The 24048-nt window shown below is 68.4% G+C and carries 27 protein-coding genes; 12 read left to right on the top strand and 15 right to left on the bottom strand.

The features are described from left to right. Positions 1-2 precede the first annotated feature (2 nt). The 3 genes from ACFXHA_RS29490 to ACFXHA_RS29480 form a co-directional block, all read right to left on the bottom strand. The gene (locus ACFXHA_RS29490; protein WP_379362225.1) at positions 3-182 is read right to left on the bottom strand and encodes a hypothetical protein; all 180 of its coding nucleotides are present in this window, start codon (positions 180-182) and stop codon (positions 3-5) included. 83 nt (positions 183-265) lie between these two features. After that, entirely contained in the window at positions 266-703 is a 438-nt protein-coding gene (locus tag ACFXHA_RS29485; RefSeq protein WP_379362224.1) for a DUF1707 domain-containing protein, read from the bottom strand. A gap of 91 nt (positions 704-794) precedes the next feature. Then, positions 795-1721: a LysR family transcriptional regulator gene (locus tag ACFXHA_RS29480; RefSeq protein WP_379362223.1), complete on the bottom strand. Its 927-nt coding sequence runs from the start codon at positions 1719-1721 to the stop codon at positions 795-797. 63 nt (positions 1722-1784) lie between these two features. On the opposite strand from ACFXHA_RS29480, the gene ACFXHA_RS29475 reads away from it, so the two are divergent. Together ACFXHA_RS29475 and ACFXHA_RS29470 are read left to right on the top strand one after the other, a co-directional pair. Beyond that, complete coding sequence (locus tag ACFXHA_RS29475) at positions 1785-2369, top strand: UbiX family flavin prenyltransferase (protein WP_379362222.1); 585 nt, start codon at positions 1785-1787, stop codon at positions 2367-2369. Beyond that, on the top strand, positions 2366-3871 hold the full coding sequence (locus ACFXHA_RS29470) for a UbiD family decarboxylase (RefSeq protein WP_379362221.1): 1506 nt from the start codon (positions 2366-2368) through the stop codon (positions 3869-3871). The genes ACFXHA_RS29475 and ACFXHA_RS29470 overlap by 4 nt, the downstream gene beginning before the upstream one ends. A gap of 165 nt (positions 3872-4036) precedes the next feature. Here the strand turns inward: ACFXHA_RS29470 and glsA are convergent, their stop codons facing one another. Beyond that, positions 4037-5872: a glutaminase A gene (gene glsA / locus ACFXHA_RS29465; protein ID WP_379362220.1), complete on the bottom strand. Its 1836-nt coding sequence runs from the start codon at positions 5870-5872 to the stop codon at positions 4037-4039. 145 nt (positions 5873-6017) lie between these two features. On the opposite strand from glsA, the gene dxs reads away from it, so the two are divergent. Both dxs and ACFXHA_RS29455 read left to right on the top strand, forming a co-directional pair. Next, on the top strand, positions 6018-7964 hold the full coding sequence (gene dxs / locus ACFXHA_RS29460; protein WP_379362219.1) for a 1-deoxy-D-xylulose-5-phosphate synthase: 1947 nt from the start codon (positions 6018-6020) through the stop codon (positions 7962-7964). Positions 7965-8083: 119 nt separating this feature from the next. Further along, positions 8084-8887, top strand: a complete 804-nt coding sequence (locus tag ACFXHA_RS29455) for an enoyl-CoA hydratase (protein ID WP_379362218.1) — start codon at positions 8084-8086, stop codon at positions 8885-8887. A 52-nt stretch (positions 8888-8939) separates the two neighbouring features. Here the strand turns inward: ACFXHA_RS29455 and ACFXHA_RS29450 are convergent, their stop codons facing one another. The 8 genes from ACFXHA_RS29450 to ACFXHA_RS29415 form a co-directional block, all read right to left on the bottom strand. Then, the gene (locus tag ACFXHA_RS29450) at positions 8940-9467 is read right to left on the bottom strand and encodes a hypothetical protein (RefSeq protein ID WP_379362217.1); all 528 of its coding nucleotides are present in this window, start codon (positions 9465-9467) and stop codon (positions 8940-8942) included. Between the two features lie 32 nt (positions 9468-9499). Then, positions 9500-10009 (bottom strand): hypothetical protein, encoded by a 510-nt coding sequence (locus tag ACFXHA_RS29445; protein ID WP_379362216.1) that lies wholly within the window; start codon positions 10007-10009, stop codon positions 9500-9502. Between the two features lie 75 nt (positions 10010-10084). Continuing rightward, on the bottom strand, positions 10085-10591 hold the full coding sequence (locus ACFXHA_RS29440) for a hypothetical protein (protein WP_379362215.1): 507 nt from the start codon (positions 10589-10591) through the stop codon (positions 10085-10087). 32 nt (positions 10592-10623) lie between these two features. Then, on the bottom strand, positions 10624-11181 hold the full coding sequence (locus tag ACFXHA_RS29435) for a hypothetical protein (RefSeq protein WP_379362214.1): 558 nt from the start codon (positions 11179-11181) through the stop codon (positions 10624-10626). Positions 11182-11234: 53 nt separating this feature from the next. Further along, positions 11235-11768 carry a hypothetical protein gene (locus tag ACFXHA_RS29430; protein WP_379362213.1) on the bottom strand — a complete coding sequence of 178 codons (534 nt, stop codon included), beginning with the start codon at positions 11766-11768 and terminating at the stop codon, positions 11235-11237. 50 nt (positions 11769-11818) lie between these two features. Next, a complete protein-coding gene (locus ACFXHA_RS29425) occupies positions 11819-12367 on the bottom strand; it encodes a hypothetical protein (RefSeq protein WP_379362212.1) in 549 nt (182 codons plus the stop codon). A 123-nt stretch (positions 12368-12490) separates the two neighbouring features. Beyond that, complete coding sequence (locus ACFXHA_RS29420) at positions 12491-13735, bottom strand: HRDC domain-containing protein (RefSeq protein ID WP_379362211.1); 1245 nt, start codon at positions 13733-13735, stop codon at positions 12491-12493. 179 nt (positions 13736-13914) lie between these two features. After that, complete coding sequence (locus ACFXHA_RS29415) at positions 13915-14541, bottom strand: DUF3000 domain-containing protein (protein WP_379362210.1); 627 nt, start codon at positions 14539-14541, stop codon at positions 13915-13917. Positions 14542-14615: 74 nt separating this feature from the next. On the opposite strand from ACFXHA_RS29415, the gene hemE reads away from it, so the two are divergent. The 5 genes from hemE to ACFXHA_RS29390 all read left to right on the top strand — a co-directional run bounded on the left by hemE (position 14616) and on the right by ACFXHA_RS29390 (position 18629). Continuing rightward, positions 14616-15683, top strand: a complete 1068-nt coding sequence (gene hemE / locus ACFXHA_RS29410; RefSeq protein WP_379362209.1) for a uroporphyrinogen decarboxylase — start codon at positions 14616-14618, stop codon at positions 15681-15683. Between the two features lie 86 nt (positions 15684-15769). Then, positions 15770-15982: a toxin-antitoxin system HicB family antitoxin gene (locus ACFXHA_RS29405; RefSeq protein ID WP_379362208.1), complete on the top strand. Its 213-nt coding sequence runs from the start codon at positions 15770-15772 to the stop codon at positions 15980-15982. Then, positions 15982-16344: a Fic family protein gene (locus ACFXHA_RS29400; protein WP_379362207.1), complete on the top strand. Its 363-nt coding sequence runs from the start codon at positions 15982-15984 to the stop codon at positions 16342-16344. The genes ACFXHA_RS29405 and ACFXHA_RS29400 overlap by 1 nt, the downstream gene beginning before the upstream one ends. Positions 16345-16415: 71 nt before the next feature. Continuing rightward, entirely contained in the window at positions 16416-17048 is a 633-nt protein-coding gene (locus ACFXHA_RS29395; protein ID WP_379362206.1) for a hypothetical protein, read from the top strand. A gap of 228 nt (positions 17049-17276) precedes the next feature. Then, positions 17277-18629: a protoporphyrinogen oxidase gene (locus tag ACFXHA_RS29390; RefSeq protein ID WP_379362311.1), complete on the top strand. Its 1353-nt coding sequence runs from the start codon at positions 17277-17279 to the stop codon at positions 18627-18629. Between the two features lie 238 nt (positions 18630-18867). Here ACFXHA_RS29390 and ACFXHA_RS29385 read toward each other — a convergent pair whose 3' ends face one another. Further along, positions 18868-19464 carry a TetR/AcrR family transcriptional regulator gene (locus tag ACFXHA_RS29385; RefSeq protein WP_379362205.1) on the bottom strand — a complete coding sequence of 199 codons (597 nt, stop codon included), beginning with the start codon at positions 19462-19464 and terminating at the stop codon, positions 18868-18870. A 99-nt stretch (positions 19465-19563) separates the two neighbouring features. On the opposite strand from ACFXHA_RS29385, the gene ACFXHA_RS29380 reads away from it, so the two are divergent. Beyond that, complete coding sequence (locus tag ACFXHA_RS29380; protein WP_379362204.1) at positions 19564-20967, top strand: NADH:flavin oxidoreductase/NADH oxidase family protein; 1404 nt, start codon at positions 19564-19566, stop codon at positions 20965-20967. 198 nt (positions 20968-21165) lie between these two features. Here ACFXHA_RS29380 and ACFXHA_RS29375 read toward each other — a convergent pair whose 3' ends face one another. Beyond that, complete coding sequence (locus ACFXHA_RS29375; protein ID WP_379362203.1) at positions 21166-22116, bottom strand: serine/threonine dehydratase; 951 nt, start codon at positions 22114-22116, stop codon at positions 21166-21168. A 79-nt stretch (positions 22117-22195) separates the two neighbouring features. Between ACFXHA_RS29375 and ACFXHA_RS29370 the strand changes: the two genes are divergently transcribed. Then, positions 22196-22846, top strand: a complete 651-nt coding sequence (locus ACFXHA_RS29370; RefSeq protein ID WP_379362202.1) for a TetR/AcrR family transcriptional regulator C-terminal domain-containing protein — start codon at positions 22196-22198, stop codon at positions 22844-22846. 61 nt (positions 22847-22907) lie between these two features. Then, entirely contained in the window at positions 22908-23603 is a 696-nt protein-coding gene (hemQ, locus tag ACFXHA_RS29365; protein ID WP_379362201.1) for a hydrogen peroxide-dependent heme synthase, read from the top strand. Between the two features lie 124 nt (positions 23604-23727). Here hemQ and ACFXHA_RS29360 read toward each other — a convergent pair whose 3' ends face one another. After that, positions 23728-24048, bottom strand: coding sequence for a DUF1048 domain-containing protein (locus ACFXHA_RS29360; RefSeq protein WP_379362200.1), 321 nt, complete (start codon positions 24046-24048; stop codon positions 23728-23730).

Raw genomic sequence — 24048 nt, 5'->3', positions numbered from 1 at the left:
CACTAGCCCTGCGAGGCGGGAGTTTCCGGCTCCGGGTTCGGCGGGGTGGCCCGAGGCGACAGCGTGATCACACCCGCGTCGAGATCGATGGCCAGCCGCGGCTTGTGCTGCTGGCCGTCGCCAGCCTCGCTGCTGTCGTCTTCGAGCTTCTTACCGGGGAACAGTTCGCCTATGACGCCCATCCCTCCACCCTAATGGGCGCTGACGGCGTAGCCGCCCTTAGCCCGCGCACGGCCGGAGCGAATGCGGAGGTATCGCCTAACCCTCACATCCGGTAGCGCCGGGAGCCGTAGGACGGCCCGAATCCGCGCGGCCCCCAGCCGCGCCGACCGCGCGCGAACAGGAAGAACACGAGTGGGAACAGGAAGAACGGGAAGAAGTGGGTGGCCACCGCGAACGCGATCGCGAAGATCAACGCCACGATCAGCGCGATCGGGGCGAACGGCGGTGGGCGGCGCGGCATCGGTGGCGGGGTGAGGATCTGCGGGGTGACCGGCTGCGGGCGGGGCAGATCGCCGAACAGCACCGCGAGCTCACCCGCGGTCTTGGCGGCGTACGCCCGGCTCACCCGGTCGTCGTATTCGGTGACATCCAGACGGCCGGCCGCGAAGTGGTCTCCCAGCGCGGCGGCGGCTCGTTCACGTTCCGCGGTGCCGACGCGGACATCGGGCGGTCCGTAGACCGCAGGATCGAAATCGGTCATGACATCCGGCCTAGAGCAGAAGGGAATCTCGTTGTCCGCCAGCGTAGGCCCGTTCGCGACGGCGTGCCTGCACGCGTCGACGTAATCCTCGCTACGTCGGCTGACGTAGTCCCGGCCGGGAGGTCTCGGCGGCCAGCGCGGCGAATTCGGCGACCTTGGGATTGTCGGTCCGATTGCGCCACACCAGCCGCACCCGGGCCGCGGCCAGCCCGGTGAGCGGCACGAATGCCACCTCCGGATGGGTGAAATAGGTGGGCATGGCGGTGGTGGTCGCGAACACCGCGTCATTGTGGGCGACAGCGGAGAGCATCTCGGGTTCGGTGCGGGCGGGCGGCGCGGCCGGGATCGGGCGACCGCTGGGCGTGACGGCGGGCGGCCAGAAACCGCGAGCGAATTCGGGGCTCACATCCGGATGCGGCCCGATGACCCGCAATTCGGCCAGATCCTCGACATCGAGGCTCGCGCGCGCGGCCCACGGATGCCGCCGGGCGATGGCGAGCAGCCGGGGGAACTCGCCGACCTCGGGACCCACGGTCAGGTCGGGCTGTTCGATCGGGGTCAGTGAGATCTGCAGATCGACTTCGCCGCGGCGCAGCGGCCCGTAGATATCGGTCCACGCGATCTGGGTCAGCGTGACCGTGCAATGCGGATGCCGGGCCCGGAACCCGGCCAGCGGCGCATCCAGTGTGGACCCGTACGGCCCGAGGAAGCCGATCCGCAATCCCCTTGCCAGCGTCCGGGTTTCGGTCATGGCCCGCTGCAGGTCCTCGAAGGCGGGCCGGACCCGGGAGAGCAGTTGCTCGCCCAGCGGATTGAGCGTGACGCGGCGGCTGGTGCGTTCCACCAGGCGGCGGCCGATGCGTCGTTCCAGGCTGCGGATCAACTGGCTCACCCGGGGCTGGGACACTCCCAGCCGCATCGCGGTGCGCCCGAAGTGCAGTTCTTCGGCCAGCACCACGAAGGCTTCCAATTCGGCCGGATCGACGCGGGTATCCCGCACAGAGTCTTCGATTAGCATTTCTTATCGATTCTCGCGGATTTCGCCGTTGATGGCCAACCGGCGGTGCCCGATCCTTGTTCGGTGAGTGGTGTGCGGCGTTTGGTGGTGGGCATCAGCGGCGCGACGGGTATCGCGTACGGGGTGCGGGTGCTGGAGTTGGCCCGCAAGGCGGGGGTGGAGACGCACCTGGTGGTGACCCCGGCCGGGCAGCAGACCCGGGCCTATGAAACCGGGCTCAGCGCAGGCGATCTCGCGGCCATGGCCGATGTCAGCTATCGGCCTGCCGATATCGGCGCGGCCATCGCGTCGGGCTCGTTCCGGACTGCCGGAATGATCGTGGCCCCCTGCTCGATTCGCACGCTGTCGGCGGTCGCCTACGCCAATAACGACAACCTGCTCACCCGCGCCGCCGACGTCACCCTCAAGGAGCGTCGCCGCCTGGTGCTCATGGTTCGCGAAACCCCGCTCACCAGGGCGCATCTGCGCGCCATGACCGCGGTCACCGAGATGGGCGGCATCGTGATGCCGCCGGTGCCCGCCTTCTATCTCAATCCCGAATCGGTCGCCGACATCGTCGACCACACCGCCGGCCGCGCCCTGGACCTGCTCGGCATCGACGTCCCCGACCTGCCCCGCTGGGGCGAATCTCCGATCGAAGGAAAGTGAAACAGGCTGTGGCCCACCTGAAGAGCTTGCGGGAATTCATCGACGCGCTGACCGCGATCGGCGAGATCCAGCAGATCGACACCGAGGTCGACTGGAATATGGAGCTGGGCGCGATCATTCGCCGCTCCTACGACCTGAAGGCCCCCGCGCCGCTGTTCACCAATATCACCGACTACCAGGACAGCGGGTTCCGCGTGCTGGGCGCGCCGGGTGCGCTCTCGGGTCCGGAGCACCGGCTGGCGCGCATCGCGCTGGCGCTGGGCCTCCCGGCCGACGCCAGCGGTCAGCAGATCGTGGAGGCGCTGGCCGACGCCCGTGCCAAGCCGGGTATCCCGCCGGTGGTGGTGGACCGCGCGGACGCGCCTTGCAAGCAGAACGTCAAGCTCGGCGACGAGATCGACCTGTTCGCGTTCCCGACCCCGAAGCTGCACGGCAATGACGGCGGCCGCTACATCCAGACCTACGGGATGAACATCGTCAAGACCCCTGACGGCTCGTGGACCAACTGGTCGATCAACCGCATGATGATCCACGACCGCAACACCCTGGCCTGCCTGATCCCCGGCCCGCAGCACCTGGGCATCATCCGCTCGAAGTGGACCGAGGTCGGCAAGCCCATGCCGATCGCGCTGGCCATCGGCGTGGAGCCGGGCCTGCCGTGGGTGGGCGGCATGCCGATTCCCGAGGGCGAGGACGAAACCCATTTCCTGGGCGCGCTTTTCGGCGAGGGCTTGGAGTTGGTGCCCGCCGAGACCGTCGACCTGCTGGTCCCCGCGACCGCCGAGATCGTCATCGAGGGCCACATCGCCCTCGACGAGACGGTCATGGAGGGCCCGTTCAACGAATTCCCCGGCTACAACGCCACCGAGGCCAGCCTCAAGCAGGTCTTCCACGTCTCCGCCATCACCTACCGCGACGGTGCGATCCAGCCGACCGTGGCCGCGGGCCCGCCGGTGGAGGAGGACCACACCATCATCGGCACCACCAGTGCCGCCGAGATCCTCTACCTGCTGCGGCAGGCCGGACTGCCGATCTCCTCGGCCTGGTACAACTTCGAGGCGGCCGTGCACTGGCTGACCCTCGCGGTGAAGCAGGACTGGCACGAGACCACCGGCCTCGGCTCGCACGAACTGGTCGACCAGATCGCGAAGATCATCTTCACGGGCAAGCCCTCGGTGAACGCGCCCAAGATCCTCGTCGTCGAGGACGACGTCGACATCACCAACCTCGACGAGGTGGTGTGGGCCTTCGCCACTCGCTCGCATCCCGATATCGACCGTGGCGAATTCCATTACCCGCCAGCGATTTCCGACCAGCTCGCGGTCTACCTCTCCCCGGAGGAGTCGCATTCCTTCAAGGCGGGCAAGGTCATCTACAACTGCCTGCTCGCCGACCATTTCCCCGCCGGTCGCCGCCCGATCAAGGGCAGCTTCGAGAACGGCTGGCCCGAAGAGATCCAGCAGCGCGTCCTGGACCGCTGGCAGGAGTACGGCTACCGCTGACCCGAAATCATTCTGTCCGAAGAACTTCGGGAGACCTCGTGCGACCAACCGAGGGGTGTCGGACGAAGGTCTCCCGTCGTGGTCAGATGCCGCCGTGCGCAGCAACCGCGCGCACGGCGGCATCGGCCTGGGTGTAGGCGGCGGCCGCGAGCCGTTCCAGCACGCTCACAGCGAGGGATGGGTGGCGACCGAGCGGAGGGCGGCGTCGGCCTGGGTGTAGGCGGTCGCGGCCAGGCGTTGCAGGAGAGCCAGTTTGGCTTCCGGTGCCTGGGCGGTCAGGGCGTCGAAGCGGGCGGGGGACAGGACGGCCACCCGGACCATGGTTTCGGCGTGCACGTCATTGGCGAACGGCACATCCGCGAGCATGGAGGTCTCACCGAACGACAGCCCCGGCGTGAGGGTGATGAGGCGGTGGCGGCGGTTGTCGCGGTCGGTGAAGGTGAAGCGGACCCGGCCGTCGAGAATCAGGAACAGGCCGCTGCGGGGACTGTCGCGGGCGACGATGAGCTCGCCGCGGGCGATGGTGCGGGTCTCGAATTCCTTTGCCAGCCGGGCGCGTTCGTCATCGGGCAGATCGGCGAGCGCGGGATGTTCGTCGATGGTCAGCGCGGCCGGACACTCCTGGCCGGGTGGGCGATGCCGCTCGAGGATGAGCTCTTCGCACCATTCGGTGGCGGCGTCGCGGTCGACGAACACCCGCCCGCGCGGATCCTTGGGATCCAGGCTGGATACCAGATGCCCGAGCTTGGCGTCCGGATCGACCAGGGCCACCCGGCAACCGGTGGCGGCGAGCGCGGCCTCGAGGTCGTTGAGCATGCGGATGGCGACCGGGCTGACATCGCCGACCTCGCGCAGGTCCAGGACCAGCGCCTCGAGCTCGCCGGGGGTCTCCTCGGCGGCGCGGACCGCCGATTCCGCACCGGCGAACAAGAGGTCGCCGTGCAGCTCGAAGATCCGCGCGTGGTCACCGAATTCGTGCAATACGGCCATTTCATCGGCGTCGCGGCGCAGCCGGGAGGGGGCTTCGGCCACCGAGTAGGCGGCGCGAATCGCGGTGTGCGCGGCCCGGGTCACGTGCAGGAAGTGCAGGCCCAGGCGATCGGACAGTTCCCGGCACGCCTTCACCCCGCGCACGCTGCTGCCGTGCGCGTCCAGGCGCGGGGAGTACACGGCGATGCCGATCTGCCCGGGCAGCACGGCCAGGATGCCGCCGCCCACACCGCTTTTCGCGGGCAGTCCGACCGTGGTCACCCATTCGCCCGCCGAGTTGTACATGCCGCAGGTGGTCATGACCGAGAGCACCTGCTCGACCAACGGCCGGGTCAGCGCGCGTTCATGGGTCAGCGGATTCATGCCGTTGTTGGCCAGGGTCGCGGCCATCACCGCGAGATCGCGCACGGTGACGTCGATCGAGCACTGCCGGAAATAGGTGTCGACCGCTTCGTCCGGATCGATGTCGACGATGCCCGCGCCGCGCAGCAGCAACCCGATCGCGCGATTGCGGAACCCGGTGCGCGCCTCGGAGGCGTACACCGCCTCGTTCATGGTGAGTTCGCGTCCGGCGAATCGGCTGTAGCTCCGTCGAATTCGGGCAAACCGGTCGGCAGCGTCGGTGCCCTTGATCAGTGAGGCCGCCGCGATCGCCCCGGCATTGATCATCGGGTTGCGGGGCCGCTGCGTCTGGGGGTCCAGACTGATTTCGTAGAACGGTTCCCCGGACGGCTCCACATCGATGTGCCGCGACACCTCGTCCGGGCCCCGATCGGCCAGGGCCAGCGCGTATGTGAACGGCTTCGAGATCGACTGAATCGTGAAGGCGGTGTCCAGATCTCCGCTCCCGTACACCCGACCGTCCGCGGTAGCCAGACAGATGCCGAACGAATCGGGTTGCACCGCCGCGAGTTCCGGAATGTAGTCGGCCAGCGTTCCCGACGTGTCGGCCCGGCACAGCTCGTACACTTCGTCGATGATGCGGGCCACGACGCCGCCGGAGGGGACCACTCGGCCACTCTAACCGGCGTAATGTGTGTGCAGCCTCACATCTGTTACGGATGTCGCAGGTGGCGTTTCGTTCCCGGCATCGGAGTCCACTACGGGCTCCGTAGACTGTTGCAATCACAGGAGACATCCGGAGGGAGCAATAGCCGTGGGAGTGCTTTCCCGGGTCGACATGCCCGAGGATCTGCGTCGGCTGTCGGTACCGGAGCTGCACGAGCTGGCCGAGGAGATTCGGGAGTTCCTGGTGCGGAAGGTCGCCGTCACCGGCGGGCACCTGGGACCGAACCTCGGGGTCGTGGAGCTGACCATCGCGTTGCACCGGGTCTTCGACTCGCCTGCCGACCCGATCATCTTCGACACCGGTCATCAGGCTTACGTGCACAAGATCCTCACCGGCCGTAAGGACGGGTTCGACACGCTGCGTAAAGAGGGCGGCCTGTCGGGGTACCCGTGCCGCGCCGAGAGTGCCCACGACTGGGTGGAGTCCTCGCACGCCTCGGCCTCGCTGTCCTACGCGGACGGCATCGCCAAGGCGTTCGCGCTGACCCGGCAGAAGCGGCATGTGGTCGCGGTCGTCGGCGACGGCGCGTTGACCGGCGGCATGTGCTGGGAGGCGTTGAACAATATCGCCGCCGGCCAGGATCGTTCGGTCATCGTGGTGGTCAACGACAACGGCCGTTCCTATGCGCCGACCATCGGCGGCCTCGCCGAGCGACTGGCCGGTCTGCGTACCCAGCCCGCCTACGAGCACGCGCTCGACGCCACCAAGCGGATCGTGCAGAGCATTCCGCGCGTGGGGGATTCGGCGTACTCGATGCTGCATGCCATCAAGACCGGGATCAAGGACGCGGTCGCGCCGCAGGAGCTGTTCAGCGATCTGGGCATGAAGTACGTGGGCCCGGTCGACGGGCACGATCCGGTGATGCTGGAGGCCGCGCTCAAGCGCGCCAAGGACTTCGGCGGACCGGTCATCGTGCACGCGGTGACGCAGAAGGGCCGCGGGTACAAACCCGCCGTGGATCATGTGGCCGATCAGATGCATTCGGTCGGCCAGATCGACCCGGAGACCGGTGAGCCGCTGGGCGGTTCGTCCGGAACCTCGTGGACCTCGGTGTTCTCCAAGGAACTGATCGCCCAGGCCGAGCAGCGTGACGACATCGTCGCCATTACCGCCGCCATGCCGGGACCGACCGGTCTGTCGCCGTTCGGGGAACGCTTCCCGGACCGCATGTTCGACGTCGGCATCGCCGAACAGCACGCCATGACCTCCGCGGCCGGGATGGCCCTGGGCGGCCTGCATCCGGTCGTCGCCATCTACTCGACGTTCCTGAATCGGGCCTTCGATCAGCTGCTGATGGATGTCGCGCTGCTCAAGCTGCCGGTGACCCTGGTCCTGGACCGTGCGGGCATCACCGGCGACGACGGCGCATCGCACAACGGCATGTGGGATCTCTCGGTGCTGGGCATCGTCCCCGGTATCCGGGTGGCCGCCCCGCGCGACGCGGCCACGCTGCGTGAGGAATTCGCGGAAGCACTGCACGTCAGCGACGGCCCGACGGCGATCCGGTTCCCCAAGGGCGCTGCCATCGAGGAGATTCCGGCCGTCGAGCGTTTCGAGGGCGTGGATGTGCTGCGCATGCCCGATGTACAGGACGCCGCCTCCTATTCGGTGCACGCCGATGTGCTGCTGATCGCGGTCGGCCCCTTCGCGGAGCTCGCCCTGAAGGTGGCGGATCTGCTGGAGGCCGAAGGGGTTTCGGTCACCGTCGTGGACCCGCGCTGGGTGCTGCCGGTAGCCGACGCCGTCGTCAAGATGGCCGGCAACCACCGTCTCGTCGTCACCCTCGAGGACAGCGGCCTGCACGGCGGTATCGGTTCCACCATCTCCGCGCGTCTGCGCGGCATGGGCGTCGACGTCCCGACCCGCGATCTCGGTGTGCCACAGCACTTCCTGGACCACGCCTCGCGCTCCAAGATCCACCAGGAACTCGGCCTCACCCCCGGCGAGGTCGCCCAGCGCGTCCACGTCTGGCTGGGAGCCTCCGACACGGCGAGCTCCGACATCGCCGACGCCCTCCTCCCGGCCGCCGAGTAACCCCCGGCCGGCCGTCGAACGGACCCGCGATCCTCGATCGCGGGTCCGTTTTTCTGTGCGGAGCTGGACTTCTCGCGTAGATTCTGAAACAGGTTACAGTTTCCTGGTCAGGAGTTCGGATGTCGTTTGTGCTCGTCGAGAAGCCGCGTCCCCAGATCGCGCTGGTCACGTTGAACCGGCCCGAGCGGATGAACGCCATGGCGTTCGACGTGATGGTGCCGCTGCGCGAAACCCTCGAGGAGGTGGCGGCCGACAACGAGGTGCGGGTGGTGGTGCTCACCGGGGCCGGGCACGGGTTCTGCTCGGGCGCGGACCTGCAGCACGCGGGCAAGGTGCCGGGGGTGGAGGGGCTGACGCGCACCAGCATCGCGCGCCGCTCGATGTCGTTGCTGGACAACGTGATGCTGACCATCAAGCGCATGCATCAGCCGGTGATCAGCGCCATCAACGGCGCGGCCATCGGCGGCGGCTTCTGCCTGGCCATGGGCACCGACATCCGAATCGCCTCCGACGACGCCTATTTCCGCGCCGCGGGCATCAACAACGGCCTCACCTCCGCCGAACTCGGCATCAGCTACACCCTGCCGCGGGCCATCGGCTCCACCCGCGCTTTCGAGATCATGCTCACCGGCCGCGACGTCGACGCCGCCGAAGCCGAACGCATCGGCATCGTCTCCCGCGTCGTCCCCGCCGACAAACTCCTCGAATCCGCCTACGACACCGCCGAGCAGATCATCCGCTGGTCCCGAGTAGGCGGCGAACTCACCAAACGCCTCCTCTGGAACGGCCTGGAGGCAAGCTCTTTCGAATCCCACATGCAAAACGAGGGCCTCGCCCAGCTCTACGTCCGCCTCACCACCGACAACTTCGACGAGGCCATCCGGGCCCGCCGCGACCGCCGCCCACCCAACTTCCAGGACTGAGCGAGACCCGGTCCCTCGACGCCCCTGCGCGCCGAGGGACCGGACCTCCCGATCAGCTGCCGGTGTCTTGAATGATCTCGCCCAAGACGCCGGGCACGATGTTCGCGCTGCCGGGCCCGATGAACGAGCTGGGGTTGCCGAGGCTGCCGCCGCCCCCGCAGCCGCCCTGTCTCGGCGGTTGCTGTGGGGTGGTTCCCGTCGGCGCGGCGACCACGGTCACCGTCACATAGTCCACCGAGCCGCCATTGGTGTAGGTGGCGGACACGGTGTGGCTTCCCATGGCGAGTGGAACCCAGGTGACGCCGTGACTGCCGCTTCCGATGCAGGCGCCGTTGTCGTAGAAGTTGTAGTTGGTGTTCGGCGTCCCGTTGTCGGGGCCGACGACCGAATAGCTCTGTCCGACAACGAAAGACGTGGGCTCCACGCAGTTACCGGTATCGATCGAGCAGAGTTCGATGCCGTGGAGTCCGGCGCTGGCGACTCCGGGGGACAGCGCGGTGAGCATCGCGGCGACGCCGACCAGCGTTGCGGCCGAAGCGATGCGGCGATCGGTGACGGACAGACGGTGGGTGACAGGCATGGGTGCCCCTCGTTTTCTTCGGATCTCTGGAACTAGCTGGATCCGGGCATGATCGAGCTACCGGATCCGACCGGACTACCGCTGCCGACCCCGGCGCAGCCGCCGTGCTGGGTGGGCTGCGGGGTGGGTGATCCCGGTGGCGCGGCGACCACGGTCACCGGGAACGGATTCGGCTTGGTGTACACGAACGGGATCGTGAGGGCGGTCGAGTAGGCCATCTGGTGGGTTCCGGCGGTGGTCGGAACCCATGGGACCGCATTGGGACCGCTGTGCGGGTACGTGATGGTGCCGACGCAATTCCCGTTGTCGTAGAAGCTGGTGGTGGCCGCATTGTCCAACGCCGGAATCTGGAAGAACATGTACGTCTGTCCGACGACGTAGGACGAGGGTGCCACGCAGGTACCGCTCGAACAATCCATGATGTCCGGACCCATGAAGTCGGCGCTCGCCGTGGGAGCGGATAGCGCGGCGACGGTCGCGGCCAATGCGAGAGTTGTTGTACCCCAACCGATGCGGCGGACGGGGCGGTGGGTGGTGTGCATTCGTGTGTGAGTCCTTCGTGAGAGGGGATCAGACTTCCAGGACTGAGCGAACGGCCGCCGCGCGATCGGCGCGAGCTAACTGGATCCGCGCAGGCTTGCACTGCCTGAGCTGAGCCAGTCGGCGCTACCGGAGCTGACGCAGCTGCCCGGCGTCGGCGGGGTGTCCGAGCCCGCCGGCGAGGCCTGCACGGTCACCGTCCACTTGGCGAAGTAGGGCTGCGGCGGTGAGAACGGGGACCGGAGATTCTCGGTGATCATCATTTCGTGCGGACCGGGGGTGGTGGGCACCCACGGAACGGCGAGGGGACCGCTGTGCGGCAAAGTGATGCTGCCGAGGCATTTCCCATTGTCGTAGAAGTTCATGGAGCTCGGGTTGTCCAGCGTGTAGTCCGCGGTGAACGAATAGGTATGTCCGACGGCATAGGACGAGGGCACCCCGCAGATGCCGGTCGAGCAATCGTCGACCTCGGGACTCGGGACGTGAGCGGTGGCGGGCGTGGCCAGCGCGGTGACGGTCGCGGCCAATGCGAGAGTTGTTGTACACCAGGCGATGTGGCGGGCGGGGTGGTGGGTGGTGTGCATTCGTGCGTGAGTCCTTCGTGAGAGGGATCAGATCAGCTGCCGCTGTTGCCGGTGTTGAGCAATCTCGCACTGCCGGATCCGAGCGGGTCGGCACTGCCGGTGCCGCTGCCCGTCATGGCGCAGTTGCCCGATACCGGCGGCTGCGGTGCGACGGGGGAGCCCGCCGGTGCGGCGACCACCGACACCGACAAGGTGGTCGGCTGCGCTATCAGCAGCGGCACGATGGTGTTGTACGCGATGGTGAGCTTGTGTGTTCCGGTGGTGGCCGGAACCCAGGGGACCGACGTCGGACCGTTGGTCGGCAACGAGACACTGCCGAGGCATTTCCCGTCGTCGTAGAAGTTGAGGGAGGTGTACTGGTACTCCCAGGAGGTGGTTCCTCCGGCGGAGCCCGGATCGAAGGAGTAGGTGTGTCCGACGACAAAGGTCGAGGGCTCCGTGCAGGGACTGGTCGAACAGTCCCAGACTCCGGCCGGGTGCCCCTGCAGCTCCGCGCTCGCGGTCGGAACGGACAGGGTGGTGACCATCGTGGCCATGGTCAAAGTGGTTGCACCCCAGAGGGTGTGGCGCAGGAACGGGGTGGTGCGCATGATCTTGCTCTCTGTGACTATTTCGGATGTCGAGGTTGCCGGAGCGGGGAGAGCTAGCTGGATCCGGGCAGGCTCGCGCTGCCGGAGCCGAGGCTGCCGCCGCCACCGCAGCCGGGCTGCTTCGGCGGTTGTGCTGGGGTGGATCCAGCCGGTGCGGCAACGACATTCACGGTGGTGGAGTCGGATGCGCCGCCCTGGGTGACGGTGAGTTTGTGGGTTCCGGCCGTCGGGACCCAGTAGACGGAGACGTCCATCCAGTAGAAGCCCGCGACGCCCATGCCCGTGGGTGCCGGTCCGCTAGCGATGCATTGACCGTTGTCGTAGAAGTTCACCGTGGTGTCCAGTGACGAGAGCACGGGCAGCGGGATGATCTGGTTGGCCGGTGCCGTGACGACGTACTTCTGGCCCGCGACGATCGGCGAGGACGCCGGGCACGGGTTGTTGTCCGACTGTGCGCATTCGGCGACGATGATCGGGCCGAGGTTGGCCAGGGCGGGCGGTGCGGTCAGCGTGGTGACCGCCGTGGCTGTCGCCAATGTGGTTGCGGCCCAGCCGATGCGGCGCATGGTTCGGGATCGGAGATGCATAGCGGTATTCCTTGGTCGACGAGCTCGGGTGATGCTGCTTCGCGGTGAGGTCAGTGCCCGCTGCCGGAGGTGAGGCCCTTGATCAGGGAGCTGCCGGCTCCCAGGTCGGCGCTGCCGGTGCCGAGGAGGCCTGCGCCGTCGCAGCCGCCCTGCGCGGGTTGTTGCGGGGTCGGGGATCCGGCGGGCGCGGCGGCCACGGTGACGGTGATCGATTGCGATTCCGTGCCCTGCTGCACGGTGAGCTTGTGGGTTCCGGCGGTGGTCGGCACCCAGGTGATGTAGGCGGGATCGCCGACGAGGACGGTGACGTCACCGTTGTCGGCCTGCGGGGTGTTCCCGAGGCACTGCCCGTTGTCGTAGAAGTACACCTGGTAGGCGACCAGGTCGCTGTGCACATTCTGGGACCCGAACCGGTAGCTGTGACCCACGACGAACGATGTCACCGGCGTGCAGGTGGTGGCGGTCGGGCAGTCCAGCACGTTGGGGGTTTGGATGGTCGCGGACGCGGTGGGTGCGAGCACGGTGGTGACCGTCGCGGCTACCGCGAGAGCGGTTGTGCCCCAAGCGATGTGGTGGGCGCGGCGGTGGGTGGCGGGCATGTGTGGACTCCTTTGTCGTACCCCTCGGTTCAGGGTCGACAGAATCTAACTTTCACGTACTGTGAAATGAGTCCACTTCAGAAAAACGGTGTGCCCCAACTTCTGTGGGCGGTAGTTGCGGGGTCAGTCCTTCGGGTACAGGGCTTCGCTCAGCCGCGGGACCGCGAGGTCACGCTGCCAGGGGCGTGCGCCGCCCGCCGCGAGATAGTCCTCGATCAACCCCGGGGCCTCGCCGTTGGTGGCCGACTTGGGCAGGCCGTCCCAGCACATGCGACGCAACAGGTCCGGGGTGAGCAGGTTCTCGACCGGGACCGAGACTTCCGTCGACAGGTCGGTCATGGCCGCACGGGCACGCTGCAGCCGGGCGGCGGCGGCGGGGTCGCGGCGCTCCCAGCGGTTGACCGGGGGCGGGCCGTCGAAGGGCTGAGTCAGCGGGGGGAGTTCGTTGTCCGGCAGGGCGCGGGCACGTTCCACCGCGCCGAGCCATTCCCGGGAGTAGCGACGCTGGCGCGGGCCGCCGAAGATCGGCAGGGTGCGCAGTTGGGCGATGGACTTGGGCTCATTGGTGGCCGCGGCCACGATCGCCGAGTCCGGCAGGATGCGGGCGGGGGCCACATCGCGCAGGCGGGCCAGCCGGTCGCGGGTGGTCCACAGTTCCCGCACGATCGCCAGCTGCCGAGTGCGGCGCAGCGCGTGGATGCCGCTGGTGCGCCGCCACCGATCGGACTTCGGCGCGGACGGTTCCGCGGTGCGCACATGCTCGAATTCCTGTGCGGCCCACTCGGATTTGCCCTGCTCGTCGAGATCCGCGGCGACCGCGTCGCGCAGCTCGATCAATAGCTCGACATCGAGGGCGGCATAGTTCAGCCAGTCGTCGGGCAGCGGGCGCGTGGACCAGTCGGCCGCACCGTGACCCTTCTTGAGCTCCCGGCCCAGCAGCTTCTCCACCATGGCGGCCAGCCCGACCCGCTCGTATCCGGCCAGCCGGCCGCCGAGTTCGGTGTCGAACAGCACGGCCGGGTAGAGCCCGAGTTCGGCCAGTCCCGGCAGATCCTGATCGGCGGAGTGCAGCACCCATTCGAGCGGGTTGATCGCCTCGGCGAGCGGTTCGAGATCCCCGTCCACCGGAATCGGATCGATGAGGAAGCTGCCCGCGCCCTCGCGGCGTAACTGGATCAGATACGCGCGATTGGAGTAGCGGAACCCGGAGGCGCGTTCGGCGTCGACCGCGAGCGGTCCGGTGCCGACGGCCAGTCGCCGCGCGGCCGCCTCGATTTCGGCAGCAGTGTCCAGTACCGGCGGTACACCCTCCACTGGCGCGAGCAACGGTACCGCGGCAGTGGCTTCGGGTTCATCTGGTACGGACATGGTCTTGAACTCTACGGGTAGGACAATGGCGAGCCGCGTCACGTCGGTGAAACGCCGGGCCGTGACACTGCGTCGGGCCATTGGGAATCGTACGTGCCGGGCGTCGATTTCGTTGCAGTACAGACGTTCTCGCAGGCGAGGAGCTATTTCCTGGCTCTGGGCGGGGGAATTCGCGCGGGCTATTCAGTGCTCTCGCCCCGGCGTATGTCGAGCCGGGTGACACCTGCCGGCGGTAATCCGGCCGCGAAGGCGAGCACCTCGCAGAAGGCCTCGACATGCGGTCGCATCTCGGTGTCGGTGACCGTCCAGGACGCGCGCAGCTCGAGTTGATGCGCGCGCGGCGGTCCGGCGATATCGCCGTAGCGCACCGAACTGGTGGAGGTGACCGTGCCGCCGAGCGCGGTGAACGGGGTGCGCGAATCCAGCGCGTCGACCAGCCAGCTCCACGCCACCTCCGGTAGCAGCGGGTCGGCGGCGAGCGCGGAGTCGATATCGGCCTGGATGTAGGCGACCAGGCGGAAGACTCCGTGCCAGGCCTCTTGACCGGCCGGGTCGTGCAGCAGGATGAGGCGGCCGAAGGCGTCCCCGTCGGAGTCGACGGGTATCACGGTGGCGTCGGGCCGGGTGACTTCCGCGCCGAGGGCGTAGGAGTACGGGGCCAGGCGTTGCGGCGGACGGATCGGTGCCAATTCGATGCGGGGGTGCACTGAGGCGGATCCCATGGCCTCGACCGCGGCGCGGAACCGGGCTGGTTCTTCGGGCTCCGGGGTCGGGGCAGCGCCGTCGCGGAAGTCGAGCGGTGTCACGAATGGCACCGTAGACCCCCGGGGAGCCGAGCGGTGCGAGGCGCGCCGCCGGGCCCCCTTTACGATGGGCGGTGATGAGTACTTCAACCCGCCGCCTGCTGACCGATGCTCCGTTCCTCGCCGCCGCCACCGGTGGCGTGCCGCATCGTCGGCCGGTGTGGTTCCAGAGACAGGCCGGTCGGTCCCTTCCGGAGTACCGCGAGCTGCGCGCCGGAATCGGCATGCTGGAATCGTGTTTCGACCCGGAGCTGGTGTGCGAGATCACCATGCAGCCGATCCGACGCCACGATGTGGACGCGGCAATCCTGTTCTCCGACATCGTCGTTCCGCTCAAGGCCGCGGGCATCGACCTCGACATCGTGCCCGGTGTCGGCCCGGTCGTGGCCAACCCGGTGCGCACCGTCGCCGATGTGCGCGCGCTGCCGCAACTGCGCGCTGAAGAAGTGGGCGCGGTCACCGCGGGCATCAAGCTGCTGCTGGACGCGCTGGGCACCGTGCCGTTGATCGGATTCGCCGGTGCCCCGTTCACTTTGGCGTCCTACCTGGTCGAGGGCGGACCGAGCAAGAACCACGAGCGCACCAAGGCGATGATGCTCGCCGACCCCGAGACCTGGCACCAGCTGATGAGCGCGCTCACCGACATCACCATCGAATTCCTGCGCGCCCAGATCGGCGCGGGTGTGGACGCGGTGCAGCTGTTCGACTCCTGGGCGGGCGCGCTCACCCAGGCCCAGTACCGCGAATACGTTATGCCGCACTCGCAACGCGTCTTCACCGAGGTCGCCGACGCGGGCATCCCGCGCACCCACTTCGGTGTCGGCACCGGCGAACTGCTCGGCGCCATGGGTGAGGCGGGCGCGGACGTGGTCGGCGTCGACTGGCGAATCCCGTTGAACGAGGCCGCCCGTCGCGTCGGCCCCGGAAAAGCCTTGCAGGGCAACCTCGATCCGGCCGTCCTGTTCGCAGGCCCCGCCGCCATCGAATCCGAGGTCCGCCGCATCGCCCGCGAAGCCGACGAGGCGATCACCCTCGGCGCCAAGGGCCACATCTTCAACCTCGGCCACGGCGTCCTCCCCAACACCGACCCCACCGTCATCACCGACACCGTCGCGTTGATCCACAGCCTCCCCGCCCCGCTCTGAGCGGATATCCACGAGGCCGTCGCTGGGATTGTTCGGGGCTGGTCGTCCGAATCGTTCACATAAACGGATGGTGCTAGAGTGGTGCTATGTCGAACTTGAATCTTCGGCTCCCCGACGAGTTGCATGCTGCCGCTTCCGCAGAGGCGGACGCTGGCAGTATGTCGTTGAACAGCGCTATTTGTGAGGCACTGCGTGATTGGGTGACGGCGCGGGCGCTCAACCGTCGGGAGAATGCGCTACTCGACGAACTGACCGCAGAGCACGCTGACGTTCTGGCGATGCTGCGAGAACGCGGATAGTGCGCCCCGAAGCGCTGATCAAATGCAATCAGCGGGTCACCGAGGGGCACGGGAGGGTTCGTGACCTCGGGTTGGTCGCCTCCGCTGCGAACCGCCCCGACGCGGTCGTCGGCAACGAACATGCCTACCCCGCACCGGAGTTGAAGGCGGCCGCGATTCTGCAGTCGGTGGTACGGGACCGGCCCTTCACCGAAGGAAACGATTCGACCGCTTGGCTGGCAATGCTGCTGCTGTTGCGATGTTTCGGACTGAAACCCGGCATCGACGGTTGTGGAATCGCGCATCTGATCGACGTCATCGCAAAAGAACACACGGACGTCGCATGGATCGCTACGCAACTGGCGGTGGAACCCGTCGAGTAGAGGCGTAGAGTGTCGGACCTCTTCGAAATCCCTGTGCGAAAACAGTTTCGGCGCGCGTAGCGTCCTTCGTCATGGGTGCGCCGGGCTGCTTCGTCATCATCGATGCCGACGGTATGCGCTGCTATCCGGACCGTTGGGCGGGCAATGTTGTATGCAGGACACTCGTCACAGGTCCGAGGAACGCGACGGAGACCATCGAGTCTGCCCATCGCCGGGGCGACGACACGGGTGCGGTCTGGATCACCGAGTACGGGCTCGACGGCGGTGCGGTCATCGACCACCCGAATCGCACGCTGACCTGGTTCGGTGACTATGACCTGCTGCACGAACCCTCGACCCGCTTCGTGGTCACGGGGCTGCTCGAATTGCTCTGGCCCGGTTGGCGTCTGAAGTGGGCCACGAGGGGAGCCGCCGATCTCGCCGCGGCCGCGGGCCTGGCGCGGGTCGATGCAGCGCCTCGAGACGGTGAACAGGGACAGGTCGCCGCACCGTTGTCGCCCGCCGAGAGGCTCGCGGCACTGGATGAAGCTGTCGGGAGGCTGGCCGCCACGGTCGGCCAGACTTCGACGATCGCTGCCTTCGATGATCGTCCGCCCCAGGAGCTCCGGTGGGGTCGCGACCGGTCGATGCTCAGTGACGAAGCCTGGTCTGCCGTGTTGCTGGCCGCCGAGGAGCTGCGAGCGAGGTGGACCGCCGAGGTGTGAGCCGCCCAGCGGTCGGCGGTACGACCCCCGCGCGGCGTCAATCACGTTCCGGTGCGCGGTCTTTTCTCTGTCGAGTAGGTGAAATACCTGATGAGAGTGGTCGACCGGAACGTGACGGGACGGTTGGGGAGGGGCACCGCGCACCGGTGGGCGCGTCCGGCGGGAGTAGGTTGACGAGCGGAGCGGCGCGACGTGAAGGTGCGGGTCGCAGGTGGCGAGGAGTGGTTGATGCGGGTCGCGGTGGTTGGTGGCGGGATCAGCGGGCTGGTGGCTGCCTATCGACTGCGGCAGGCGCTGGGGGAGTCGGCGGAACTGCTGCTCGTGGAGCGGCGGGATCGGGTGGGCGGGATTCTGCGGACCGTCGATATCGAGGGGGATCCGGTTGATCTGGGGGCGGAGGCTTTCGTCGGGCGACGGCCCGAAATCCCGGCGTTGATGCGGGAATTGGGGATCGAGGAACAGCTCGTGCATCCGGCGGGGAAGCGGCCGCTGGTGTGGTCTCAGGGCGCCGGACATCGGCTGCCCGAGCGGACGCTGATGGGGATCCCGGCGGACGCGAAATCGGTGGAGGGACTGGTTGATGCGTCCACGGTGGCCATGATCGACGATGAGCCGAACCGGCCCCTGGTATGGGTGCGCGGCGGCGATATGTCGGTCGGCGAGCTGGTGCGGGATCGGTTCGGACAGCAGGTCGTTCGCCGCAGCGTCGACCCGTTGCTCGGGGGAGTGTATGCGGGACTGGCCGATTCGATCGGCGTGCGCGCGGCCCTGCCGACTCTCGCGGCCGCTCTCGACCGGGGCGCGACGAGTCTGACCCAAGCGGTGTCGGAGGCGCTGCCGCCGCCGAGCACCACCCCGGTCTTCGGCGGCATCCGCGACGGCTACCGCGCACTGCTGGACGCCCTGCGTGCCGCCGCCGACGTGAAGACCGAAATCGGCACCGCCGCAACCCGGCTCGCGCGCACCGCCACCGGCTGGCGGCTGGACCCGGTCGGCGACGTGGATGCGGTGATCCTCGCGACGCCCGCCCCGGTCACGGCGGAACTGCTGCGCGAGGTGGCTCCCGAAGCCGCCGACCTCGCCGGTGGCATCGAACTGGCCTCGTCCGCGGTGGTGGCGCTGGCGCTACCGTCCGACACCGAACTTCCCGACAACTCGGGCATCCTGGTCGCCACCGGTGAACCCCTGCGCGCCAAGGCTTTCACCCTCTCCAGCCGCAAATGGCCACACCTCGCCGCCCGCGACGTGGCCCTCGTCCGCGCCTCCTTCGGCCGCTTCGGTGACCCCACCCCACTGTCCTGGTCCGACGACGAGCTCGTCGCGGCCGCCATCGCGGACCTGTCCGCCGTCACCGGCCTCGACATCCGCCCCCTGAGCGCGGTCGTGCAGCGCTGGCCCGGCGGCCTCCCGCAGTACGCCCCCGGCCACACCACCCGAATCGCGGACTTGCGTTCCGCCACAGCCGATCTCCCCGCCCTGGCCCTCGCCGGCGCCTACCTCGACGGCGTCGGTGTCCCCGCCTGCGCAGCTACCGGCACCAAAGCCGCAGCTACCATCACCGCCCACCTCACCGGCAGCTGAGGGGAGGCCCCGCTGCCGCCGGTTGCTTCGGCCGACCACCCGTGGTCGTCCGGTCGCGACAGTGCTCGTCATGAACGGCGCGCCGTCACCTGCCTCATCTTTGGCCTGGATCCACGCTCGGAGTGCGCCAACGGTTCTCTGACGTCTCCCGTTCGGCATCGCTGGGCCGCCCTCGCATGAGCATGCGCAGGTGGCGGCGAACGTCGAGAGTGTCGCTGCCGCAGTGCATGCCGGCGGGCTAGCGCGGCTCGCGGACCGTGGCGGCCGCGGCGATGAGGGCGTGAATGGCGGCGCGGGTCTGGGTGGCGACGAGTTCGGGGCTGGAATTGTCGAGTTTGCCGTCCATGTGGAGGAAGGCCAGGCCGTGGACCAGTGCCCAGACGGCGGTGGCGAGGTTGTCCGGGTCCACGGTCGGGAATGACTGCTGGACAATCATTTTGACGTAGGCGCTGATTGCCTCGGTGGCTGCGACGCGGTCGGGGTCGGCGGGGTTGCAGGGTTCGGCGAACATGACGCGGAACAGGGCGGGCCGGTCGAGGGCGAAGCGGATGTAGGCGATCGCGATGGTGGCGAGGTCGTCGGGGGTGGTGGGGGAGGGGTGCGCGGCGAGGAGTTGCGCGGCGAGTTCGCGGTAGCCGACGGCGGCGACGGCCGAGAGCAGGGCCTCGCGGTCGGCGTAGTGCCGGTAGGGCGCGGCGGTCGAGACCCCGGCGTGGCGGGCGACGGCGCGCAGTGAGAGTCCGGCCGCGCCGTCGGCTTCCAGCAGCTCGATGGCGGCGCGCAGCAGTGTGGCGGGCAGATCGCCGTGGTGGTACGACGCGCTCGGGGTCGGCATGTCTTCAACCTAACAAGTGTTGACAGCGCTTACATCAGCCCTCTATGTTAGCGCTGTCCACATTATGTAAGCACTGCACACATATGAAGGTGATCGCGCATGACGACCGACTTGTTCTCGCCGTTGACCCTGCGCTCGGGCGCGGTCCTGGCCAACCGGATCGCGAAGGCCGCGATGGAGGAAGGCATGGCCGCGCCCGGCCAGCTCCCCGACGAGCGCCTGGTCACCCTCTACCGCCGCTGGGGTGCGGGCGGCGCCGGCCTGCTCATCACCGGCAATGTGATGGTCCACGCCGAGGCCCTCACCGGACCGGGCGGCATCGTCCTGGACGCCGACGCCCCCTTGGAACCCTTCACCGCCTGGGCGCGCGCAGGCAAGGCCGCCGGTGCCGCGATGTGGATGCAGATCAGCCATCCCGGCCGCCAGGTCCAGGCCAACATGCCCGGCGTCACCTGGGGTCCCTCCGACAAGGCCGTCGAATTGGGCAGGCACAGCAAACGATTCGGCCGCCCGACCGCCATGACCGCCGACCAGATCGCCGACACCGTCACCCGCTTCGCCACCACGGCGGCCCGCGCCGAACAGGCCGGTTTCGACGGCGTCGAAGTCCACGCCGCCCACGGATACCTGCTCTCCCAATTCCTTTCACCCCTGGTCAACACCCGCACCGACGAGTGGGGCGGCCCCCTCGAAAACCGCGCGAGGTTCCTGCTGGACGTGGTGCGCGCCATCCGCGCAGTCGTCTCCCCGTCCTTCGCGGTAGCCGTGAAACTCAACTCCGCCGACTTCCAACGCGGCGGCTTCGACGCCACCGACGCCCACCATGTCATCACCCTCCTCGAACCCCTCGGAGTCGACCTCGTCGAATTGTCCGGCGGCAGCTACGAAAGCCCCGCCATGTCGGGCCGCCCCGCCGACCCGAGCGCGACCGCCGACCCGAGCGCCACCGCCGGGGCGAGCGGCACCGCCGACTCGAGCGCCACCGCCGGGGCAAGCGGCACTGTCGGGGCGAACGGCGCTGTCGATTCGGTCGGCATCGCCGCGTCGAGCACCGCCGCCCGCGAGGCCTACTTTCTGGACCTGGCGGCCGACCTGGCCGAAACCAGCTCTCTCCCACTCATGTTGACCGGCGGCATCACCCGCCGCGCCACCGCCGAGCGCGTCCTGTCCAGCAAGGTCGCGCTAGTCGGTATGGGCACCGCCCTAGCCGTCACCCCCGACCTCCCCGCCCGCTGGCGCGACAACCTCGAGGCCACCGCCACCCTGCGCCCCATCACCTGGTCGGACAAGTCCCTGGCCTCCATCGCCGGCATGGCCCAGGTCCGCCACCAGATGCGCCGCCTGGCCCGCTCCCAAAACCCTTCCCCCGCAATCCACCCCGCCTACGCCCTGACCACCGACCAACTCCTCCAGTCCCGCGCCCTCCGCCGCTACCGCCGTTGGCTCGCCCGCCGCCCGAAATCCGCGCTCGCCATCACCCCGCCGACCCGCGTCGTGCACTGATCGCAGCCCGTGGGGCAGGCCGTTCCGGGCCGCGGCGGGTTCGACTGCCGTTGCTTGTTTCGTCGAACGGGCTCGTATCGTGTGCCGGCCGCAGCGCCGACATGGGCCGCGCCGTGTGGCGCTGACTGCACCGGACTTGGTGCGCCGCTGATGAAATCCCGAGGCACTGCTTGGGACGGGCGCGCCGCGCTCGTCGGGTCAGTGGGTGACGAGGTCTGTGGGGTCGGTGTTGGCTCCACAGATGATCACTGCGACGCGTTCGCCCGCGGCGGGGACGTACGCGCCGGAGAGGAGGGCTGCCAGCGCAGTGGCGGCGGCGTGTTCGACGGCGAGTCGGCGGCAGTCCCACAGGGTTTGGCGGGCGGCGATGATTTGTTTGTCGGTGACGAGGACCGGGACGACCTCGCCCTCGGCGGCGGCCGACAACGCCATGGGGGTGACGCGGCGGGCACCCAGGGAATCGGCTGCCACGGAGTCGATCTCGACATCCACGGGTTCTCCGGCCTCGACGGCGGCGTGGAAGGCGCGGCAGTTCTCCGGTTCTACGGCTATTACGCGGACGCCGTGTTCGTTGGCGGACACCGTGATTCCGGTGAGCAGCCCGCCGCCGCCGACCGCCACCACGACGGTGTCGAGGTCGGGCAGTTGGGCGATGATCTCTTCCAGCAGGGTGCCCGCGCCGGCCGCGATGTACGGGTCGTCGTAGGCGTGTGAGCGCAGCGCGCCGCTGACCTGGGCGAAGCGTTCGCATTCGGCGGCCGCGTCGGCATAGGCTGCGCCACCGGAAAGAACCTGTGCCCCCAGCGATCTCAGCCGCGCCACTTTGATCGCGGGTGCGGCGTCGGGCAGGAAGACGGTGGCGGCGGAGTCGACCAGCCGCGCCGCCCACGCCCCGGCCACGCCCGCGTTCCCGCCGGACGCGAGGGTGATTCCCACGCGCGGCAGCCGCCCCTGCTCCTGTTGCGCCAGTACGAAGTTCGCGGCCCCCCGCGCCTTGAAGCTGCCGGTGTGCTGCATGTGCTCGAGCGCGAACCAGACCTCACCGGCGACCGGCACGGTATCGGCGTCGGCGCGGGCCAGCACCACCGGCCGGGTGTGGCCGGAGATTCGTTCGGCGGCCGCTGTCACCTCGGCATATGTCGGATGCACGTGCGCTTCTTTCGTTCTCGTGACGGGATGTTCCGGGCCGATCGACCCCCGGTGTTCCACTGTAACTTACGCTGGTCGTATGCCCAGGAACTCGAAGTTGCTCGAAGAGGCGACACCCGAGGCGATCGCCCGGGCCGGGTTGGCGATCATCGAATCCCGTGGGGCCACCGAGCTGAGCTTCCGGGCCATCGCCACCGATCTGCGGGTCTCGCACACCACCGTGCTGCGCAGGGGCGGCGGTGATTTCAACGGCCTGGTCGAGCTGGTGGCCGACGTGCTGGCCCTGGACCTGCCGGAGCTCCCCGCGGGCTGCGGCGACTGGGCGACGGCCACCGAGGCCCGCTTCACCGCCTGGTACACCCTGCTCACCGCCTACCCGGGCCTGGTGATGCTGCGTGGCCCGCGCCCCTGGCTGGGCCGCCGGCTGCTCTCGCGCCTGACCGAACCGCAACTGGCCGACAGTGTTTCGTTCGGCCTGACCGCCGCCGCCGCCTTCCGTTGTTACCGCGAGCTCTACCTCTACACCCTCGGCTGCGCGGCCCTGGTCGAGCATCGCGACCGCAAACCCACCCAGTTGCGCACCCGCTCCACGCTGGCCGCCCTGGACCCGGACGAATACCCGGTCATGGCAACCCATCTGGATGTCATCACCGATCTGCTCACCGGCGACGCCGTCTTCGCCGACGGCCTGCGCCGCCTGATCGCCTCCTGGGCGGCGAGCGCGACCTGAATCACCATGTCCGCCCTGCCCGATTCCGGGCGGGTTCGGGCGCAGTGGCACGATGGGTGCCATGGCGCGACTCGACTACAAGGCCCTCAACGACACCATCCGCTACCTCATGTTCTCGGTGTTCCAGGTGGAGCCCGGCGTGCTCGGCGATGACCGCAAGGCCGCGATCAAGGAGGCGCAGGCCTTCTTCGACAGCCTCGAGGAGCGCGGCGTCGTGGTCCGCGGTCTCTACGATGTCGCGGGCCTGCGCGCCGACGCCGACTTCATGATCTGGTGGCATGCCGAGCAGATCGAGGATCTGCAGGCCGCCTACGCGGACTTCCGCCGCACCACCGAGCTGGGCTCGATCTCCAACCCGGTCTGGAGCCAGGCCGCCCTGCACCGCCCGGCCGAGTTCAACAAGTCCCACGTCCCCGCCTTCCTGGCCGGCGAGCCCGCGGGCAACTACATCTGCGTCTACCCGTTCGTGCGCTCTTACGACTGGTACCTGCTGCCCGACGAGGACCGTCGCAAGATGCTCGCCGATCACGGCAAGGCCGCCCGCGACTACCCGGATGTGCGCGCCAACACCGTTGCTTCCTTCGCCCTGGGCGACTACGAGTGGATCCTCGCCTTCGAGGCTCCCGAGCTGCACCGCATCGTGGATCTCATGCGCGATCTGCGTGCCACCGAGGCGCGTCGCCATGTGCGCGAGGAGATTCCGTTCTTCACCGGTCCGCGTGTCGAGGTCGACAAGCTGATCGCCGCCCTGCCGTAACCGGATCCGGCGCCGTGCCCGCAGAATTCGGGGCGTGCGCCGAATTCGCGCCCGCCCCATAGTGTTCCTGCGGCTCGATCAGCTGCGCTGCCCGAGGGGTGTAGTCGCGGTGAGAGGAAGTCGACTATCGAGTAGCCTTCGGCGTGTCACAGGGCGGCGCGCCGAAGGCCTCGTGAGTCCGGAGCAGGTCGTCGCAGAACGCCGCGACATCGTCGCCCAGCAGTTCCCGGACTCCCTTGCCGTCCGCGATCCCCTCTTCGAAGAAGTCGACGAGTTCCGAGAGCAGATTCCCGTCCCCCAGCTCGACCAGCTCGACAGCTCCGACCTTGAAAAAGTACTTCTGTATCTCCTTGTACACGATCCGGTAATCGGGTGGGAGCGCGTCTACCCGGGCCATATGAGCCCGCCACTCTCGCTTGCCTTCGATGATGTCGCGGATTCCCAC

Source organism: Nocardia sp. NPDC059240 (assembly GCF_042753865.1).
Lineage (GTDB): Bacteria > Actinomycetota > Actinomycetes > Mycobacteriales > Mycobacteriaceae > Nocardia.
Note: the sequence above shows the minus strand (reverse complement) of the source record. Positions and strands in the feature narration are given on the sequence as shown.

Bases quoted from the DNA above. Each gene is read 5' to 3' on its own strand.
- ACFXHA_RS29380 (WP_379362204.1), top strand. From the start codon at position 19,564: ATGACGACCGACTTGTTCTCGCCGTTGACCCTGCGCTCGGGCGCGGTC.
- ACFXHA_RS29385 (WP_379362205.1), bottom strand. From the start codon at position 19,464: ATGCCGACCCCGAGCGCGTCGTACCACCACGGCGATCTGCCCGCCACA.
- ACFXHA_RS29430 (WP_379362213.1), bottom strand. From the start codon at position 11,768: ATGCATCTCCGATCCCGAACCATGCGCCGCATCGGCTGGGCCGCAACC.
- ACFXHA_RS29435 (WP_379362214.1), bottom strand. From the start codon at position 11,181: ATGCGCACCACCCCGTTCCTGCGCCACACCCTCTGGGGTGCAACCACT.
- hemQ (WP_379362201.1), top strand. From the start codon at position 22,908: ATGGCGCGACTCGACTACAAGGCCCTCAACGACACCATCCGCTACCTC.
- ACFXHA_RS29405 (WP_379362208.1), top strand. From the start codon at position 15,770: ATGTCGAACTTGAATCTTCGGCTCCCCGACGAGTTGCATGCTGCCGCT.
- hemE (WP_379362209.1), top strand. From the start codon at position 14,616: ATGAGTACTTCAACCCGCCGCCTGCTGACCGATGCTCCGTTCCTCGCC.
- ACFXHA_RS29370 (WP_379362202.1), top strand. From the start codon at position 22,196: ATGCCCAGGAACTCGAAGTTGCTCGAAGAGGCGACACCCGAGGCGATC.
- ACFXHA_RS29390 (WP_379362311.1), top strand. From the start codon at position 17,277: ATGCGGGTCGCGGTGGTTGGTGGCGGGATCAGCGGGCTGGTGGCTGCC.
- ACFXHA_RS29395 (WP_379362206.1), top strand. From the start codon at position 16,416: ATGGGTGCGCCGGGCTGCTTCGTCATCATCGATGCCGACGGTATGCGC.
- ACFXHA_RS29480 (WP_379362223.1), bottom strand. From the start codon at position 1,721: ATGCTAATCGAAGACTCTGTGCGGGATACCCGCGTCGATCCGGCCGAA.
- ACFXHA_RS29440 (WP_379362215.1), bottom strand. From the start codon at position 10,591: ATGCACACCACCCACCACCCCGCCCGCCACATCGCCTGGTGTACAACA.
- ACFXHA_RS29425 (WP_379362212.1), bottom strand. From the start codon at position 12,367: ATGCCCGCCACCCACCGCCGCGCCCACCACATCGCTTGGGGCACAACC.
- ACFXHA_RS29485 (WP_379362224.1), bottom strand. From the start codon at position 703: ATGACCGATTTCGATCCTGCGGTCTACGGACCGCCCGATGTCCGCGTC.
- ACFXHA_RS29450 (WP_379362217.1), bottom strand. From the start codon at position 9,467: ATGCCTGTCACCCACCGTCTGTCCGTCACCGATCGCCGCATCGCTTCG.
- ACFXHA_RS29420 (WP_379362211.1), bottom strand. From the start codon at position 13,735: ATGTCCGTACCAGATGAACCCGAAGCCACTGCCGCGGTACCGTTGCTC.
- ACFXHA_RS29445 (WP_379362216.1), bottom strand. From the start codon at position 10,009: ATGCACACCACCCACCGCCCCGTCCGCCGCATCGGTTGGGGTACAACA.
- ACFXHA_RS29490 (WP_379362225.1), bottom strand. From the start codon at position 182: ATGGGCGTCATAGGCGAACTGTTCCCCGGTAAGAAGCTCGAAGACGAC.
- ACFXHA_RS29455 (WP_379362218.1), top strand. From the start codon at position 8,084: ATGTCGTTTGTGCTCGTCGAGAAGCCGCGTCCCCAGATCGCGCTGGTC.